The organism is Paenibacillus hubeiensis (assembly GCF_032334105.1).
Taxonomy (GTDB): Bacteria; Bacillota; Bacilli; order Paenibacillales; family Paenibacillaceae; genus Paenibacillus; species Paenibacillus hubeiensis.
The window spans coordinates 171,423-186,915 of sequence record NZ_JAVYAE020000008.1 but is presented as its reverse complement, the minus strand read 5'-3'; the positions used below and the strand labels follow the sequence as shown (position 1 = coordinate 186,915).

At 52.0% G+C, this 15,493-nt stretch carries 15 protein-coding genes; 10 read left to right on the top strand and 5 right to left on the bottom strand.

Translation table 11 applies throughout. The features are described from left to right. Positions 1 to 212: 212 nt before the first annotated feature. The 4 genes from sdhB to RSX24_RS20345 all read left to right on the top strand — a co-directional run bounded on the left by sdhB (position 213) and on the right by RSX24_RS20345 (position 3,728). On the top strand, positions 213 to 977 hold the full coding sequence (gene sdhB / locus RSX24_RS20360; RefSeq protein ID WP_236414600.1) for a succinate dehydrogenase iron-sulfur subunit: 765 nt from the start codon (positions 213 to 215) through the stop codon (positions 975 to 977). 412 nt (positions 978 to 1,389) lie between these two features. After that, on the top strand, positions 1,390 to 2,166 hold the full coding sequence (locus RSX24_RS20355) for a metallophosphoesterase (RefSeq protein ID WP_339274431.1): 777 nt from the start codon (positions 1,390 to 1,392) through the stop codon (positions 2,164 to 2,166). Positions 2,167 to 2,196: 30 nt separating this feature from the next. After that, positions 2,197 to 2,931 (top strand): metallophosphoesterase family protein, encoded by a 735-nt coding sequence (locus RSX24_RS20350; protein ID WP_339274430.1) that lies wholly within the window; start codon positions 2,197 to 2,199, stop codon positions 2,929 to 2,931. A 140-nt stretch (positions 2,932 to 3,071) separates the two neighbouring features. Further along, positions 3,072 to 3,728: a GNAT family N-acetyltransferase gene (locus RSX24_RS20345; RefSeq protein WP_343261659.1), complete on the top strand. Its 657-nt coding sequence runs from the start codon at positions 3,072 to 3,074 to the stop codon at positions 3,726 to 3,728. A gap of 232 nt (positions 3,729 to 3,960) precedes the next feature. Here RSX24_RS20345 and RSX24_RS20340 read toward each other — a convergent pair whose 3' ends face one another. Further along, positions 3,961 to 4,770 (bottom strand): histidinol-phosphatase, encoded by an 810-nt coding sequence (locus RSX24_RS20340; protein WP_236414592.1) that lies wholly within the window; start codon positions 4,768 to 4,770, stop codon positions 3,961 to 3,963. Between the two features lie 29 nt (positions 4,771 to 4,799). Continuing rightward, on the bottom strand, positions 4,800 to 5,702 hold the full coding sequence (locus RSX24_RS20335) for a LysR family transcriptional regulator (RefSeq protein WP_236414590.1): 903 nt from the start codon (positions 5,700 to 5,702) through the stop codon (positions 4,800 to 4,802). A gap of 651 nt (positions 5,703 to 6,353) precedes the next feature. On the opposite strand from RSX24_RS20335, the gene RSX24_RS20330 reads away from it, so the two are divergent. From RSX24_RS20330 to RSX24_RS20310, 5 genes are all read left to right on the top strand, one after another. Then, positions 6,354 to 6,812 carry a chemotaxis protein CheX gene (locus tag RSX24_RS20330; protein WP_236414588.1) on the top strand — a complete coding sequence of 153 codons (459 nt, stop codon included), beginning with the start codon at positions 6,354 to 6,356 and terminating at the stop codon, positions 6,810 to 6,812. Positions 6,813 to 6,867: 55 nt separating this feature from the next. Further along, complete coding sequence (locus RSX24_RS20325) at positions 6,868 to 7,641, top strand: SDR family NAD(P)-dependent oxidoreductase (protein WP_236414587.1); 774 nt, start codon at positions 6,868 to 6,870, stop codon at positions 7,639 to 7,641. A gap of 181 nt (positions 7,642 to 7,822) precedes the next feature. Next, complete coding sequence (locus tag RSX24_RS20320) at positions 7,823 to 9,190, top strand: DEAD/DEAH box helicase (RefSeq protein WP_343261658.1); 1,368 nt, start codon at positions 7,823 to 7,825, stop codon at positions 9,188 to 9,190. Positions 9,191 to 9,217: 27 nt separating this feature from the next. Further along, positions 9,218 to 9,967: an ABC transporter ATP-binding protein gene (locus RSX24_RS20315; RefSeq protein ID WP_236414585.1), complete on the top strand. Its 750-nt coding sequence runs from the start codon at positions 9,218 to 9,220 to the stop codon at positions 9,965 to 9,967. Positions 9,968 to 9,969: 2 nt separating this feature from the next. Then, the gene (locus RSX24_RS20310; protein WP_343261657.1) at positions 9,970 to 11,187 is read left to right on the top strand and encodes an ABC transporter permease; all 1,218 of its coding nucleotides are present in this window, start codon (positions 9,970 to 9,972) and stop codon (positions 11,185 to 11,187) included. A gap of 138 nt (positions 11,188 to 11,325) precedes the next feature. Here the strand turns inward: RSX24_RS20310 and RSX24_RS20305 are convergent, their stop codons facing one another. The 3 genes from RSX24_RS20305 to RSX24_RS20295 all read right to left on the bottom strand — a co-directional run bounded on the left by RSX24_RS20305 (position 11,326) and on the right by RSX24_RS20295 (position 13,797). Beyond that, positions 11,326 to 11,451, bottom strand: coding sequence for a YjcZ family sporulation protein (locus RSX24_RS20305; protein ID WP_236414583.1), 126 nt, complete (start codon positions 11,449 to 11,451; stop codon positions 11,326 to 11,328). Positions 11,452 to 11,703: 252 nt separating this feature from the next. Continuing rightward, positions 11,704 to 13,002, bottom strand: a complete 1,299-nt coding sequence (locus tag RSX24_RS20300; protein WP_236414582.1) for an aminotransferase class I/II-fold pyridoxal phosphate-dependent enzyme — start codon at positions 13,000 to 13,002, stop codon at positions 11,704 to 11,706. Between the two features lie 177 nt (positions 13,003 to 13,179). Further along, entirely contained in the window at positions 13,180 to 13,797 is a 618-nt protein-coding gene (locus RSX24_RS20295) for a pyridoxamine 5'-phosphate oxidase family protein (RefSeq protein WP_343261656.1), read from the bottom strand. Between the two features lie 146 nt (positions 13,798 to 13,943). On the opposite strand from RSX24_RS20295, the gene pdxR reads away from it, so the two are divergent. After that, the gene (gene pdxR / locus RSX24_RS20290) at positions 13,944 to 15,395 is read left to right on the top strand and encodes a MocR-like pyridoxine biosynthesis transcription factor PdxR (protein WP_343261655.1); all 1,452 of its coding nucleotides are present in this window, start codon (positions 13,944 to 13,946) and stop codon (positions 15,393 to 15,395) included. The last annotated feature ends 98 nt before the right edge of the window (positions 15,396 to 15,493 follow it).

Here is a 15,493-nt window from a genome sequence, read left to right as displayed (position 1 = left end):
ATTGCACATCAAACGAAGCGTCAAAAGATTACTGAAGAAGCGAAGCGTTCGCCTTTATCCCCGGATTTTTTCCTTGGAAAAAGGAAATCAGAAAATCCGGGGATAACAGCGATCGGAAGTAACTTTTGCAGCGGAGTGACTGTGTGCTGACACTATCGATCCTAATAACGAGCAACGATCAATCATCGTCACCACAAGGAGGGGACAGCGATATGGCGGAAACAGCAACAGCCAGCAAAACCGTCAAGTTTATCATTACCCGTCAAGACAGTCCGGAGTCATCTCCGTACAATGAAGAATTCGAGCTTCCCTATCGCCCGAACATGAACGTGATTAGCGCCCTGATGGAAATTCAGCGCAATCCTGTCAATAACAAGGGAGAGTCGATTGCCCCTGTATGTTGGGAATCGAACTGTCTCGAAGAGGTTTGCGGCGCCTGTTCGATGGTGATTAACGGTAAGCCGCGTCAGGCTTGTGCCGCTTTGATCGACAAATTGGAACAGCCGATCCGGATCGAGCCGATGAAAACGTTCCCGGTCGTACGGGACCTCGTCATTGACCGGAGCCGCATGTTTAACTCGCTCAAAAAGGTCAAAGCCTGGATTCCGATCGACGGCACATACGATCTTGGGCCAGGACCACGGATGCCCGAGAAAAAACGCCAGTGGGCGTACGAATTGTCCAAATGCATGACCTGCGGCGTATGTCTGGAAGCTTGCCCGAACGTCAATGAGAAGACCAACTTCATGGGACCAGCGCCACTATCGCAGGTACGGTTGTTCAATGCTCATCCGACAGGTGAAATGAACGCGGAGGAGCGCCTGGACGCCATCATGGAGTCCGGGGGCATCGAAGGTTGCGGAAACTCGCAAAACTGCGTTCGTTCCTGTCCAAAAGGCATACCGCTTACGACATCCATTGCAGAAATGAACAAACAAACAACGAAACACATGTTCAAGCGTTGGTTGGGCATGTAGTTCCGTTTTGCCAAAGGAACAAACCACGAACACGAACAAAGGAGCCGAGGATTCGGCTTCTTTTTTTTCCTCGACTGAACATGTTTCGCTTGAACGCATTCGGCATAAATATAACAAATACATCCCCCGACCCGTAACACAGAAAAGGGGAGCGTGAATGGGTAAAGAATATGATATACTGATGGAATTAATATGAGCGGATGGTGAGACAGGAATGGGAAACTACGGAAACAGAAACAGCCAACCGTCGTCTCGAATCCCGAATCTTCACACAGCCCCTCCGTTATTCCCCGGAGAGGAGAAAAATCATGACGCCTCCCGATGGGGTGATCGGCTCAAAAAAAGGCTGATGTTGGCCATAGCCGCTATTTTCTCTGGAGGGTATGCCTTATGGGAGCCTCGCTTACTCGATGTGGTGAAAGTCGATCTGAGTTTGCCGGGATTCCCCAAGGAATGGAACGGGCTGCGCATCGTCCAGTTCAGTGACGTGCACCTCGGATTCCATACCCATCTGAAGCAGGTACAGAAGCTCGCTTCCGCAATTGGGGAGCTGCAGCCGGATGTGATTTGTTTTACCGGAGATATGGTCGAACGGGAAGCCGCTCCGATGCGTGACTATATTTCCGTGCTGGGCTCCATGCAAGCGAAGTATGGTAAATTCGCAGTGTTGGGGAACCATGATTATCGGGGCAAAGAGCAGAATCAAGTAGCCGCCATGCTTCAGGAGGCCGGATTTATTTTGTTATGCAATAGTCATGCCGTGCTGCAAAACGGTAATTCCCGGATTGCGTTGGTCGGTCTGGATGATGGGCTCACGGGCAATCCGGATCCACAAAAGGCAGTTCAAGGCTTGGACGACGGAATATGGAAGCTGCTGCTGATGCATGAGCCGGATTATGCAGATTTCGCCGCTCCCCTCGGCTTTGGAATGCAGCTATCCGGACACAGCCATGGAGGGCAGGTGCGTTTTCCTTTGCTTGGGGCGATGACGACACCACGGGGTTCCCGCAAGTATATTAAAGGCTTGTATCACGTTGGGCAGCAGCGGATGCCGGTCTACGTTAACCGAGGGTTTGGCATGACACAGCTGCCGATCCGGTTTTTGTGCAGGCCGGAGTTAACGGTATTTCAACTTAAAGGGATGCCTGAAAGAACGGCAGGATCGTCCGCTTCATTGGAGAACATATAAATATGATCTTTGGCAAAGGAGGGCAGCCGGATGGAAAGAATAGCGATCGTTTCGGACATTCATGGTAACATGACGGCGTGGAATGCAGTGCTGGATAATATTCGTCATCGCGGAATCACGCGCATATTTTGTCTCGGCGACCTCGTGGGCAAAGGCCCGGCACCTGCCGAGGCTGTGGATTCCGTGAGAACAACCTGCGAGCAGGTGATCCGCGGCAATTGGGACGAGTTGGTGGCCGTGAACAAGGACAATGAAAATTTCACCTGGCAGGCAGAACGGTTGGGAGCAAACCGCCTGGCCTATTTGGCCAATCTTCCGTTCAGCTATGAGCTTCGGCTTAGCGGGCGTGCCATCCGTCTGGTGCATGCTTCGCCGAAGAGCGTATATCATCGCGTGCAGCCATGGGATGAGCTGGAGCAGAGAATGGCGATGTTCGATGCTCCGGAAGAGGCGACGGGATTCGGAACAGCCGATATCGTCGGTTATGGTGATGTGCACAATGCGTTTTTGCAGCATCTGAACGGCAAGATGCTTTTTAATGTTGGAAGCGTGGGCAATCCTCTGGATATGACTCAAGCGTCCTATTGCATTATCGAAGGCGAAAACAGCAATGATGTTAAAAGTGCCTTTAATCTGCAATTCGTGCGTGTCCCTTATGATATCGAACAAGAGGTGCGCGCGGCGGAGCAGGCCAATGTGCCGTTTCTGGATTTTTATATCCGTGAGTTGCGAACAGGCGTTTATCGCGGTTTGCAGGATCAATAGAGCCGCAGTATAGAAAAGGGCGTTTGAAGGAAAGCTACACTTTGATTTGGATCGTCGATGCATACGGTTGCTGCCGGAATTTCTTGGGAGCAAGCTTGTCTTATCGGAACCTTATTCGACAGGCAAAAGGAGCGATGATCATGTTGACGCGAGAGATGCTGATGGAAGGATTGCCCATGCTGCAGACGGAGCGTCTGGTTTTGCGGACATTGCGCCAGAGCGATTTCGGCATGATCGCCGATTTGCTTTCCGATCCGCAGGTTATCCAGTACGTGAACAGGGGGAGTCAGCCTGCGCCCATTCGTGCGAGAAGACTGCTGAATCAAATCCGCAGCAGCAGCGCCAATCTCGATTCGATTCATTACGGCATTTGCTGGAGGGAGACGGGAAGCGTAATTGGCCTTGCTTCCTTTCAGAATTGGAACGAACATGGGCGAACCGCGCAAGTGGGGTACATTGTGGACAAGTCGATGTGGGGCAAAGGCGTCGCGACGGAAGCTGTACGCCGTTTGCTGCAATTTGGTTTTGGCGAATTGCAGCTCTCCAAAGTGGAGGCACGCTGTTATGAAGCAAACCAAATGTCCCTTCAGGTACTGCGCAAACTCGGGATGAGCCGGGAACGGACAATTGCGTCATACGGGCCGGCTCGGGCGGATGCAGCCATGCCAGGCCATGAGCTGGACGTGCACATTTACGGCATTTGCAAGGAACAGCATGAATTCGCTCAAAAACAAGATTTTCTGCATACGTTGCAACCGGTGGCATTCGGCAAACCTGAAGCGAATAATTTATATTAGCCATCAGGATGTAACAAACATCGATCATTTGTTACACAATTGAAATATAGCTGCAATTGAACTCTAACAGACAAGGGGTAAACTTATCTCATGACCCCCTTTTTGATAAATAGATTATGCTGTTGGGACCCGTGCGAACGGGTTCATTTTTTTTGCCTCCAGAATCAGGGTTCCATGAACAAAAAGAAACCCATTGCCTGAAGAGAGCACTGCTCTTGGCAACGGGTTATGGTTACAGTGGCACCACCTGCATCTGCTTCTGTTTGAAATATACCCAGTCGGTAAAACCGATCTGCTTCAGCCTGTCGCGGACCGCTTCCAGTTCGTCTCCTACGCGTGCAGGCTTGTGGGCATCCGATCCGAACGTGACTTTGACCCCGTAAAAACGGGCTCTTTCCAAAATGGCATCCGAAGGATACCAGCCGCCGCTCAGTTTGGTTTTGCCTGAAGTGTTGATTTCGATGGCCACGTTGCATTCGGCAATGACTTTAAGCGTATGATCGATCGCTTGATCCGTCTTGATTTCCGAAAAAGGAGGATAGTTGCCCTTCATGGCGTCGATATGGCCGAGAATCTGGAACATGCCGCTGCGTGCAGATTGGCTGATCAAATCGTAATACTTTTCTTTGACTTCGATCTTTCTTGCATCGCTTAGTCCTTTCCAACGTGTTTTGTTGAAGATGCTGACATCTTCGGTATGGTGGACGGAACCAATCACATAATCAAAAGGATATTGACCAAGCGTGCTTCGGTATAACTCGGCATGGGCTGGGAAAAAGTCGGACTCGATGCCAAGCAGAACGTCGATTTTGCCTGCATATTCGGCTTTCAATGCAAGCACTTCTTCCACGTAATGACGCAATTCCGACTTAGCCATGGCAATTCGGGGGAATGCATGCTCTTCTTCGCTGCCGAAATACGGCGTATGATCGGAGATGCCGATCGCTTGCAGTCCGGCACGGATGCCTGCTTCGATGTAATCGCGAATGTTTCCGTCTGCATGACCGCAGCGAAAATGGTGGGTATGAAGATCGAATTTCATGACTGTTCTTCCTTTCTCGGGCAAATTTCTTATTCCGAACTGATGAACTGCGTTTCAGGCATGCCTTTGAGGTCGCTCAAAAACTGCTGCATGGCCGAGTTGAGATAACGGCTTGCTTTGTAAATGACGCCCACGGGATGGCTGACTTCAAGCTCGCCGAGCGGGATCATTTTCAGCGTCCCTTGCCGGAGTTCATGCGCGACCGACTGCTTGGAAATGATCGAGGCTCCGAGGTTGATTTCAACCATCCTTTTGATTTCCTCGCTGCTGGACAGCTCCATGACCACATTCGGTTCGATGCCGTGTTTTTTGAGAATGCCTTCCGTAAACTTGCGGCCAACCGTGTCCGGCGACAGCAGGATCAGCGGGATATCGCGCAGCACGTCCACTGAAGCATGTTTTAGTTTGGCCAAAGGATGGGCAGGAGAAACAATGAGTTCAAACGTATCATAATACAACACGGACGTATTCAGGTTTGGATTGCGCTCCGTCAGATACCCGATGCCGATGTCGATTAACCCGCTCTCCACCAGCGTATAAATTTGCGAGGAGGGCATGGATTGAATGCTCGTCTTGATCAAGGGAAATTGATCCTGAAAATAGGACAGCACGCGCGGCAAAATCTGAATGGCAATGGAAGTGGTTGTCCCTAATACGATATGTCCTTGAGGGGTCTCATCCAGGTCGGATAGTTTCTGCTTCAGCTCATCCACGATATCCAGCATGCGCTCTGCATGCTCCAAAAATACTTTCCCCCGGTCCGTGAGGGTAACGGGCTGATTGCGATCCACGAGCACGGTGTTGAATTCGTCCTCCAGACTTTTGATCTGGGCGGAAACGGCAGGTTGAGTCAGATTCAAAAGCTCGCCTGCCTTGCGGAAGCTCATCGTTTTGGAAATCGTAATCAGCGTTTCCAGTTGGCTGATATTCATGGTTGGCCTCCTTGCGATCAACTTGTCAACTATATAAGTTGAATAAAAGATTTTACACAGGACCACTGCGCGGTCAGAACCATCTTCCGATCGCTGTTATCCCCAGATTTTTTTGAATTTTTCTCAAAGAGGGAAATCCGGGGATAAAGGCGAATGCTTCGCTTCTCCAGATTTGTTCTGTCCTCTCCGTTGTTGTGTAAATATATAGTTCAACTTATATAGGGGGGAGTAAAAAAATCCCGCAAACATGTCATCGTTCTGTTACTTTAAATTATATGGGAAACGGGGCAGCACGGCAATGAAGCAGATGGAAGCAACTTTTGCACAATCTGTACAACGGGTTGGTACATATATCACTGGACATGATTCTTCTCTTTCCCCGCCGAAGCTCATCGAAATATAGGTAAAATAGTCCTAAAACCAAAGTTCTACCCCCTGGAATCGCCAATTCTTGCCCGGCAGGGCAGAAAAGCTGTGAGAATTCGCCAATAACAGCTATAAACATTTGATCTATCAATGACGATAAATTATAGAGCACATGCCTTGCCGAATTCATGATGAATTCTTGGACGTGATAAAGTATAATGAAATTATTGAAAATGGGACTTTTGGTGTGTGACCCATAACCCAGTGTAAGGGGGACATTAAACAGTGAAAGCGGAAGTGATTAATCCTTTCCTGGAATCCGCGCGAAACGTATTTGAGCAACTCATTCAGGTTTCACCTTCCACCGGGAATCTGGGCGTGAAGAACGTGGAGTACATTGCTGACCATGTTTGGATCGTGATCGGCATGACAGGGCAGCTGAGCGGAAACATCGTATTTGGCATTCAGGAGCAGGTTGCGCTCAAAATCGTTTCTGCCATGATGGGCGGTTTTGTGATTACGGAGATGGATGATATGAGCAAAAGCGCCATTTCGGAGCTTGGCAACATGATCAGCGGGAATGCAAGCACCATATTATCCAGCCAGGGCGTAGTTGTAGACATTACGCCTCCACAAGTCATGAAGTCGGAACATCTGACGGAGTTCAATGCCTCGAAAGCACTATGCATACCGCTTATGATGGACGGTATCGGTGAGATGGATATTCAAGTCATGATCTCGTAAAATGGAACCAAACGCCTGAAAGGGCATTAGCGTTCATTACGGGAGGATTTCGGATATGTTGAAGGACCAGATCGTTTTCATTACGGGCGCATCGAGCGGCATCGGCGAGCTCTGTGCCCGAATGCTGATTGAAGAAGGTGCCATTCCCGTTTTGGCTGCCCGTTCGCGGGACAGGCTCGAAGGAATCGGAGCTTCGTTAACAGGACGACATGAATTGCTTGAGCTGGATGTCACCGATGATACACAGGTTCAGGCAGCCGTGGACAGCGTGATGAAGAAGTACGGCCAAGTGGACATTTTGGTGAACAATGCAGGCTACGGCAGGTTTGCGGCAATCGCAGACATGACGGTGCAGGAGTTCGAAGAGATGATGAATGTCAACTACATGGGGATTGTGCGCTGTACAAAAGCCGTGCTGCCCCAAATGCTGAAACGTGGCAAGGGCCAGATCGTCAATGTGGCCTCTATGGCCGGAAAGATCGGTACAGCCAAGTCGGCTTCCTACACGGCGACGAAACATGCCGTTCTTGGTTTTAGCAATGCGCTGCGCCAGGAGTTGCGCAAAACGGGCGTGGTGGTGACCACGATTAATCCAGGACCGATCGATACGCCGTTTTTCGACCGTGCCGACCCGTCCGGTAACTATGTCAACAATGTGCGCTGGATGATGCTGAAGCCGGAGGATGTTGCCGCGCACATGATCCGGGCGATGAAGAAACGCAAGGAAGAAGTGAATCTGCCCCGACTGGCGTCGGCGGGCATACGCCTGTACCAGCTGTTCCCACGTCTTGCCGACCGTCTGACCCACGGCATGATGAATCAGAAATAAGGTCGCACCCATCGTTTTATCATATGGAACATCCGAAAAAGCTCCGCGAGGGGCTTTATTTTTTTTGAACATGCTACTTTTTGCAAACCGATATTTGGTGTGTGGACTTTTTTCGCATATAATGAAAGGTAATGTGAAGATAGACTGGCGCAACTATTACTTTAAATAAGGATGGACAATCATGACGAATGAAACATTTGCTTCAATTGGCGTGGATCAGGACCTGGAAGCGGTACTGGCCAGCCATGACATTACACAGCCTTCCCCCGTGCAGGCTCAGACGATCCCGGTCATGCTGGAAGGGCGCGACGTAGTCGCCAAATCCCAAACGGGAACAGGCAAAACGCTGGCATATTTGCTGCCGCTGCTGCAAACCGTCAAAAGCGACGTGAAAGGAACGCAGAAGCTGGTCATCGCCCCGACTCAAGAGCTCGCCATGCAAATCGTGCGGGAGGGACAACGGTATGGAGAAGGTCGCGGCATTGGCGTGCTGGGACTCATCGGAGGCGCAGCGGTTAAACGTCAGGTAGAGAAATTGCGTGAACACCCGGAATTGGTCGTAGGTACGCCAGGACGGCTCAAGGAATTGATTACGATGAAAAAGCTGAAAATGCACAACGTATCGACGATCGTGATCGATGAAGCGGATCAGGTGTTCCAGCTTGGCGGAGCCAGCGACGTGGATTTCATTCTGCGAAGCGCGCTGCGGGATCGTCAACTCGTCTTCCTGTCGGCCACGATGGACGAACATACGTCGGCGCTGGCCAAACGCGAAATGAAGGAACCGGTGCATATCGGGATTGCGCCGGACCAAGCTACGGCTTCAGGATTGGAGCATTATTACTTCGTCGGGGAGGAACGGGATAAAATCGACCTGCTGCGTCGTCTGGTAAGACAATATAATCCGGATCGGGCCATCGTTTTTGTCAACGCAACCGAGGACATTGGCGAGGTTGAGGCGAAAATGAACCATCTCGGCTTGTCCGCCGCCGCATTGTACGGGGATGCCGACAAAGTGACGCGCAGCAACGTGCTGTCCAGCTTCCGCAACGGAAAAATCAAATTGCTGATCGCCAGCGAAGTGGCGGCCAGAGGGCTGGACATCGAAGGCTTGCCTATGGTCATCAACTATGACCCGGCCTTCGATTCGGAACATTATGTCCACCGTGCGGGCCGAACGGGGCGAATGGGACGCAGCGGGATCGTGCTGTCGATCGTGGACGAGAAACAGGTGTTTATCATGCGCAAATTTGCGCGTGAACTGGGTATCGACATCAAGGAACGTGCACTATACGGCGGCAAGGTCATCGAATCCGACAGGCATACCGATGCACGCTCAGGCGGCGAACGTGGAGCAGCAGGGGCTGCCGGCCTTTCCAAGGGGCGCAAACCTGGTCAGGCGAGCCGTGGCAGCGGAGCGCGGGCAGCGATATCCAACCAGCGCGGAGGCAGCAAAGCCGCCGGCGGCAGATCCGAGCGCGAACAGGATCGAAAAAACAAAGGAGCGCCGAAATGGAGCAAGGAGAACAAGCCTCGTTCCGAACAATAATCGCTGACGAAAGAGGTGCATGGATGCATGAATAACACTGAACCTGTGTTGCAAATCAGCGGCCTGAGCGGAGGTTACAGTGCCAAGCGCCCTGTATTGCATGGCATCGACCTTCAGGTCGGACGCGGAGAGATGGTTGGACTGATTGGCCTGAACGGCGCGGGCAAGAGCACAACCATGAAGCATATTTTGGGTTTGATGAGCCCGCAGCAGGGCGATGTGCGGGTGATGGGCAAGACGCGGGAAGAGGATGCGCAAATCTATCAGTCTGCGATGGCTTTTGTCCCCGAGTCGCCGGAGTTATATGATGAGATGACCGTCATGGAGCATTTGGAATTCACGGCACGGGCTTATGGCGTATCGGAAGCCGATTTCAAGCAGCGTACGGAGAAGCTGCTGGACTTGTTCCGCATGCGCGAAAAGAGCGCCAGCTTGTCCACGCATCTGTCCAAAGGCATGCGGCAGAAGGTGATGATCATGTGTGCGTTCGTGGCCGGGCCGCCGCTCTATATCATTGACGAACCCTTCCTCGGGCTTGATCCGCTAGGGATACGTTCCCTGCTGGATTTTATGCTTGAGATGAAAGCGGCCGGATCATCCATTTTGCTGAGTTCCCACATTTTGTCGACCATCGAGAATTACTGCGATCGTTTCGTGGTGCTGCATCGCGGGCATGTCATTGCCCAAGGCACGCTGGGCGAGCTTCGGAACCAGTCCGGGCAGCCGGATGCCACGCTGGAGCAAATGTTCTATTCGCTCGTGCAAGGCAGGGATTAGGCATGGATCTGAAACAGCTTTGGAAGCAAAGACGCACAGGGTTCTGGAACAACATCGTTCCGTACATAGGTTACGTGATCCAGAGCGGCGTTGCCATGGTCTTTCTGTTTGTGGTCATTGCATTTTCCGCCTGGTATACCTCTTTCGTACAACATATTCCTGCAGGTTTTCCAATTCGCTGGGTCGCGTTGCTTTTGCTTGCCCCGCTGGCCATTTTTGCGGGATATCGTACGTATTTACAGCCGGCAGACATCGTTTTTCTCAGGCCGCAGGAGCATCGGATGCAAGAGTATTTGAAAAACAGTTTCTCGCGCGGCGTGATCTATAAGTGTATCGGACTACTGATCGTTTACGTGACGTTATGGCCGCTCTATGTGCGCGCCGACGCGGATGCGCGTCCGTTCGGGTGGTTTTTGCTGCTGCTGCTCGCATGGAAAGGATTGTCCAGCTATGGAGCTTGGCAGGAGCTCCGCATGGTCCAATACGGCGCAGCCCGAGGGTACCGGCTGCTGCGCTGGGCTGTAGTCATTCTGGCGGTGGCCGCCTGGTTGTGGCATCCGCCGCAGCGAAGCATCTGGTTCGAATTGCTGCTTGCCGTGCTTTACCTCGTGGCATTGCGAATTCCGCATAAACATCGGGTAGCCTGGGAACGCCTGATTCGAGTGGAGCAATCCCAAAGCGCGAGAGTCATGCAAACGCTGGGATGGTTTGTGGATGTCCCATCTTCAGGGCAGAAGGTCAGCGCACGCCGCTGGTTGAGCAAGTGGGGAAGCGGCTTGCCTTGGAAACCCGAGAAGGCTTACCGGTATTTGATCACCAAAACGTTTATTCGGACCGAAGTATTTCCGATCGTGGTGCGTCTGATTTTGCTGGGCATGTTATTGACGTGGTGGACGGCAGGCACTTACTTTGGCCTCGGCGTGTATTTGTTCTTCCTGCTGATCGCCGGGGTCCAGCTGGGGTCGTTGCGCCGTGCCCATGCCGAATCGTTCTGGATCATGATTTATCCGATTACCGAAGAAAGCCGTCGTTCCCAGGTGCTTGGTTTTATTTTTCACCTCCATGCGGGTTTCGCGCTCCTGCTATGGCTGCCGATGCTCACCGCGGGAATGGACGGTTTGGGGATCATCGGGGCAGCATTGGTCCTTGGCGTTGCGGTTGCGTACCTGATGAGAAGATCCCAGAGAAACAAATGGTTGAAGGAAGAAGAGGACATATAGAGCTCATTCGCTATTTGGTTAACGGCATTTGCGACAGTTCTTAGAGTTGAAGAAACGGTTGATCCAGGGGAAGTTCCGGGTCAACCGTTTTTGCGTTAGTTCGGGCCGAAGCGTTTATACCGCGCCGGAGTTATGGTACTAACAACAGAGGAACGATTTCGTAATGATCACAAGCAGGATGAACAGTACAAGAATAGCACCTGTACTTGTGAATCCACCGCCACAGTATCCGTAACCGCCTCTTGTTTCTTCAACGCCAGACATGGTCATTCCCCTTTCGGTTCGTTGTTGGCACGCCTTTGCGTACACCGTATATTATGAGCCGTGGGTATAAGTTGATTGGGCAAGTGCCCCGTTTCCAAAGGAAAAAGGAGGTTTGGGCGCCGGATTGCACTTCCGTAAACGCAAGAACACCTCCCTTGTCGCATGCGGGCATGTTTCAAGAGAGGTGTTCGGAATGAGGAGAGCAATGCAGCCCCGTCTCCGTTTTTATGGAATAGGCGTTTTATCCTATATTTAATTGGCTTGCAGTTCCAGAACGCTGCGATGAATGGTATCAAACAGATCCTCAAGCGAGGACTCCTCGATGCAGGAGAAGGCTACGCGCAAATCCGTTTCTCCCAATGCGATGGTACCTACGCCGTATTGCTGCAGCAGATGGTTGCGGAGTGCTTCCGCACTGACATCTTTAAGCTTCAGGCACATGAAATAACCGGAGTTGAACGGATAATATTGCAGTGCATCGCCGTATTTGCCGCTGTCAAGCAGTTCCTTTACTTTGTTGGCACGGCCTTTCATAATTTCGAACTTCTCCCGTTTTTGGGCTTCGAACCCTTCTGCCTTGAGTGCATCCAGCACAAAGGTTTGAGACGGATGCGGACCGCTGGAAATCGTGGCACGGATAATGCCCAGCGTCTTCTGCTCCAGCGCATTCAGAACGCCGGCGTCCTCGTGGGCATACGTGATGAAACCGACGCGGAAGCCCCATACAAATTCTTCCTTGGTCGCGCCATCGATCTTGACAGCAAGGACGCGCGGGTGAATGCCGGCCAGCTTACCGAACAACGACTCGTGAATGGAATCTTCGAAGAACAAGCCATAGTAGGCATCATCCGTAACAGCAACCACATCGACGCCTGCTTCCGCAGCCTGGCGAATCGTATCCACGATCAGGTCTGCTTCTTCGGCACCCGGCGTGTAACCTGTCGGATTGTTCGGGAAGTTAAGCAGCACGATGGCTTTGCCCTTGTCTTTCTGTGCAAGAAGTGCATTCAGCAGACCTTCGCTGTTGAACGTCAAGTCTTCGTTAAACAGGGGATAATGAACCAACTGGCTGTGACGGCGAATTCCGAAGGTCAGCTCATAATTTTCCCAGTTTTTATCCGGATAAATCACAGCGTCCCCTTCATCGGCAAACAGGTCGGCTACGATGCTGAGTCCGTGCGTCAATGCATTGGTTACAATCGGATTGCCGAAGCTTTTGCCTTCCAGGGAAGGCGTTTCCTTCAGCAACTTCTCTCTCCAAACTTTCCGCAGCTCAGGCTTGCCCGCAGGCGGAGCGTAAGGATACAGATCCTTGGGTTCATATGCGGAGAGCTTCTCCTGAATGACAGGAAGATGCATCGGTACGCCGCCTTCAAGGGCAATACCAATCGTTGCGTTATAGGTTTTGGCCAGGCTTGCCGCTTCGGCAGACTGACTCAGAATGCCTTCTTTCGGGAAATAGATTTCCTTTCCGAGCTGCGACAGCATGGAGTAGACGTGACTGCTGCCTGCCTGAATACTTTCGTTCAACTGTTCAGCCAGTGGATTCATTATTTTCATCCTTCCAAGTCTTTGGGATTCAACTGCCTAACATTATATCACCTTGCATGCAACCCGTCACGGAAATTACGCATAATGACAGTTATTACACTTCACCGCGTTGTTGCAGGAGGAGAATTGGCTTGGAAAGACGAAAAAGCGCTCCCTGTTTTCACATACAATGAACGGTCACATCTGGTGAAAAGGACAGTATTTTCGCATCATTTCGGCGGTTTCGGCATCCCGGCCTTCGTCTCGGCGCTGCAGTTCGCCGTTAATGTGCTCGAACCGGTCTGCCGCCAGGTTTTGCCCGAATTTGAATTTGGCGCTGAGGCGTTCGGGAACGATGCGGACCACCGCGACCGCTTTGAGGCGGCCTGCATAACGGGAATCATTCGCATCGATGGGAACGTAACCGCCCTGCGGTTGAAGCTTTTCCATGAATCGTTGCAGCGCCTTCCCTTTGGTATGCAGGTCGGAGACGACTTCGGCTTGTCCGAAAGCCATGACGCTTTTAAAAAACGAGGTTGCCGGGCAAGCGAGCTCGGGATCGCTGAAGTAGGAAGGAATCAAGGAAAACTCCTCGGCGACCGTAAAGCTGACGGAGGAATCCTGTTTGATCTGTTTCATCTTCTCTCCGGCCAGACTGCCATGGAAATAGAAGCATCCCTCCATATAAACAAAGTTCAGCGGCGTTACCCGAGGCGAGCCGTCCGTGCCAATCGTTCCCAGAAAACCAAATGAAGCCTCGTTCAAAAATGCTTCGATTTCCTGTTCTTCACTTACGCTGAATTCTTTTCTTCTCATCTGCAAGATCCCCCTTGGTTGGTATGGCCTGAATCGTCGTAGAGCGTACTTCTAAGATATAAGCTATATTGACAATAAAATAGATCCAATTTACATTCATTTTTATAGGCCAATTTGAATCGGGTAACGTGGAGGTGATGGTTGTTATGGAGTTTTGGCTCCCCATGGAAAGCTATGAACGCCAGCACCGTTTCAAATATGCCGCATTGTATCACGCGCTCCGCGATGCCATCCATGCGGGAACGCTCGCAAGCGGAACGAGGCTGCCGTCGACGCGAGATCTGGCCCGCCAATACAATCTTTCGCGCGGATCCGTTGCCCAGGTGTACGACATGCTGCTTGCAGACGGATACGTGCGCGCCTACCGTGGGAAAGGGACATATGTTTCAGACACGCTGACGGAAAAGGAGTATACTGGGCGCGAGGCCAAGATCAGCTTGTCCCCTTGGGGGAAGAGGGTAGCCAACCTTCATATGGTGAACGGGGACGTGCCCATCGACGCCGTCCGCCAGCCCGTCATCGATTTCAACATGCAGCGCATGCCTGCCGAGCATTTTCCGCAAGCCGAGTGGAGAAGTGCGCTTGCCGCTGCCCAGCGCAGTGATTGGAGGAGGCAGAGCAGCGTGGCAGGGGATCTGGAACTGCGTGAGGCCATCGCCTCGCATGTGAGATGGACGAGAGGAATACACGCCGAGCCTTCGCAGATTGTGCTGTTCAGCGGGTCGATGCAGGGAATAACGCTGCTGACCCAGCTGCTCGTCTCCGAAGGAGACTTCGTTGTGCTGGAAAATCCAGGTTATCCGGGCATTGCCCAAGCTGTAAAGGCGGGAGGCGGCCGTCTCCTGCCGGCTCCCGTGGATGCGGGCGGAATCATTCCGCAAGCGTGGGAAGCAGGCGTGTTGTTCGTTACGCCGACCAGACAATATCCTACAGGGGCGGTGCTGGGCCTGGAGCGTCGGAAAAAACTGCTGACCTGGGCTTCGGAGCGGAATGCCGTCATTATTGAGGATGACTATGACAGCGAATTCCGGTGGGGAGGCAGGCCGATCGAACCGCTCAAAGTACTTGATCGCGAACAGCGAGTGATCTATATCGGCTCGTTCTCGCAGACGATGCCGGCGGCGGTTCGGCTGGGGTATGCCGTTTTGCCGCAAAGCCTCGTAGGTCCGGTTTTGGCGGCAAAAACGTTGTATGAACCTGTTTCCCCCGCATTGCTGGAGCAGCGTGCATTGGCCCGATTCATGGCCCGGGGCTGTTATTTGCGGCATGTGAGAAGGTTGACGCGCCTGTACGGGGAGCGGCATGATTTTTTCGTGAACGAGCTGGAGCGGCAGCTGCCGGAAGCTTTTACGGTGCAGCCGGGAGATGCAGGCTTGCACGTTTATGCGACATGGAACGGCAGTTCCGAATCCTTTGAACGGTTCAAACGGTTGGCTGCGCAGGAAGGCGTTCGATTTCGTGATGCGGCCCGGTATCACTTGAAGCCGTTCTCTTCTGCCGTTTGCTTTGGATTTGCCCATCTCGACGAGAAGGCATTGGCCGAAGGCATCGCCATCATGCGGCGTGCGTGGGAGAAGTGCATATTTTCGTTTCGGTGAATTCCGCTGTATAATAGGATAAGGTTGTATGGTTTTATGCTCTGGAGGGAGCTGACATCCATAGATGAGCGTGCCGTGCGTCGTTTTATGTTGGACGA

What these genes read in the sequence shown, in the direction of transcription:
- RSX24_RS20300 (WP_236414582.1), bottom strand. Translation starts at nt 13,002, where the DNA reads ATGAATCCACTGGCTGAACAGTTGAACGAAAGTATTCAGGCAGGCAGC.
- sdhB (WP_236414600.1), top strand. Translation starts at nt 213, where the DNA reads ATGGCGGAAACAGCAACAGCCAGCAAAACCGTCAAGTTTATCATTACC.
- RSX24_RS20335 (WP_236414590.1), bottom strand. Translation starts at nt 5,702, where the DNA reads ATGAATATCAGCCAACTGGAAACGCTGATTACGATTTCCAAAACGATG.
- RSX24_RS20340 (WP_236414592.1), bottom strand. Translation starts at nt 4,770, where the DNA reads ATGAAATTCGATCTTCATACCCACCATTTTCGCTGCGGTCATGCAGAC.
- pdxR (WP_343261655.1), top strand. Translation starts at nt 13,944, where the DNA reads ATGGAGTTTTGGCTCCCCATGGAAAGCTATGAACGCCAGCACCGTTTC.
- RSX24_RS20320 (WP_343261658.1), top strand. Translation starts at nt 7,823, where the DNA reads ATGACGAATGAAACATTTGCTTCAATTGGCGTGGATCAGGACCTGGAA.
- RSX24_RS20310 (WP_343261657.1), top strand. Translation starts at nt 9,970, where the DNA reads ATGGATCTGAAACAGCTTTGGAAGCAAAGACGCACAGGGTTCTGGAAC.
- RSX24_RS20325 (WP_236414587.1), top strand. Translation starts at nt 6,868, where the DNA reads ATGTTGAAGGACCAGATCGTTTTCATTACGGGCGCATCGAGCGGCATC.
- RSX24_RS20350 (WP_339274430.1), top strand. Translation starts at nt 2,197, where the DNA reads ATGGAAAGAATAGCGATCGTTTCGGACATTCATGGTAACATGACGGCG.
- RSX24_RS20345 (WP_343261659.1), top strand. Translation starts at nt 3,072, where the DNA reads ATGTTGACGCGAGAGATGCTGATGGAAGGATTGCCCATGCTGCAGACG.
- RSX24_RS20295 (WP_343261656.1), bottom strand. Translation starts at nt 13,797, where the DNA reads ATGAGAAGAAAAGAATTCAGCGTAAGTGAAGAACAGGAAATCGAAGCA.
- RSX24_RS20315 (WP_236414585.1), top strand. Translation starts at nt 9,218, where the DNA reads ATGAATAACACTGAACCTGTGTTGCAAATCAGCGGCCTGAGCGGAGGT.
- RSX24_RS20305 (WP_236414583.1), bottom strand. Translation starts at nt 11,451, where the DNA reads ATGTCTGGCGTTGAAGAAACAAGAGGCGGTTACGGATACTGTGGCGGT.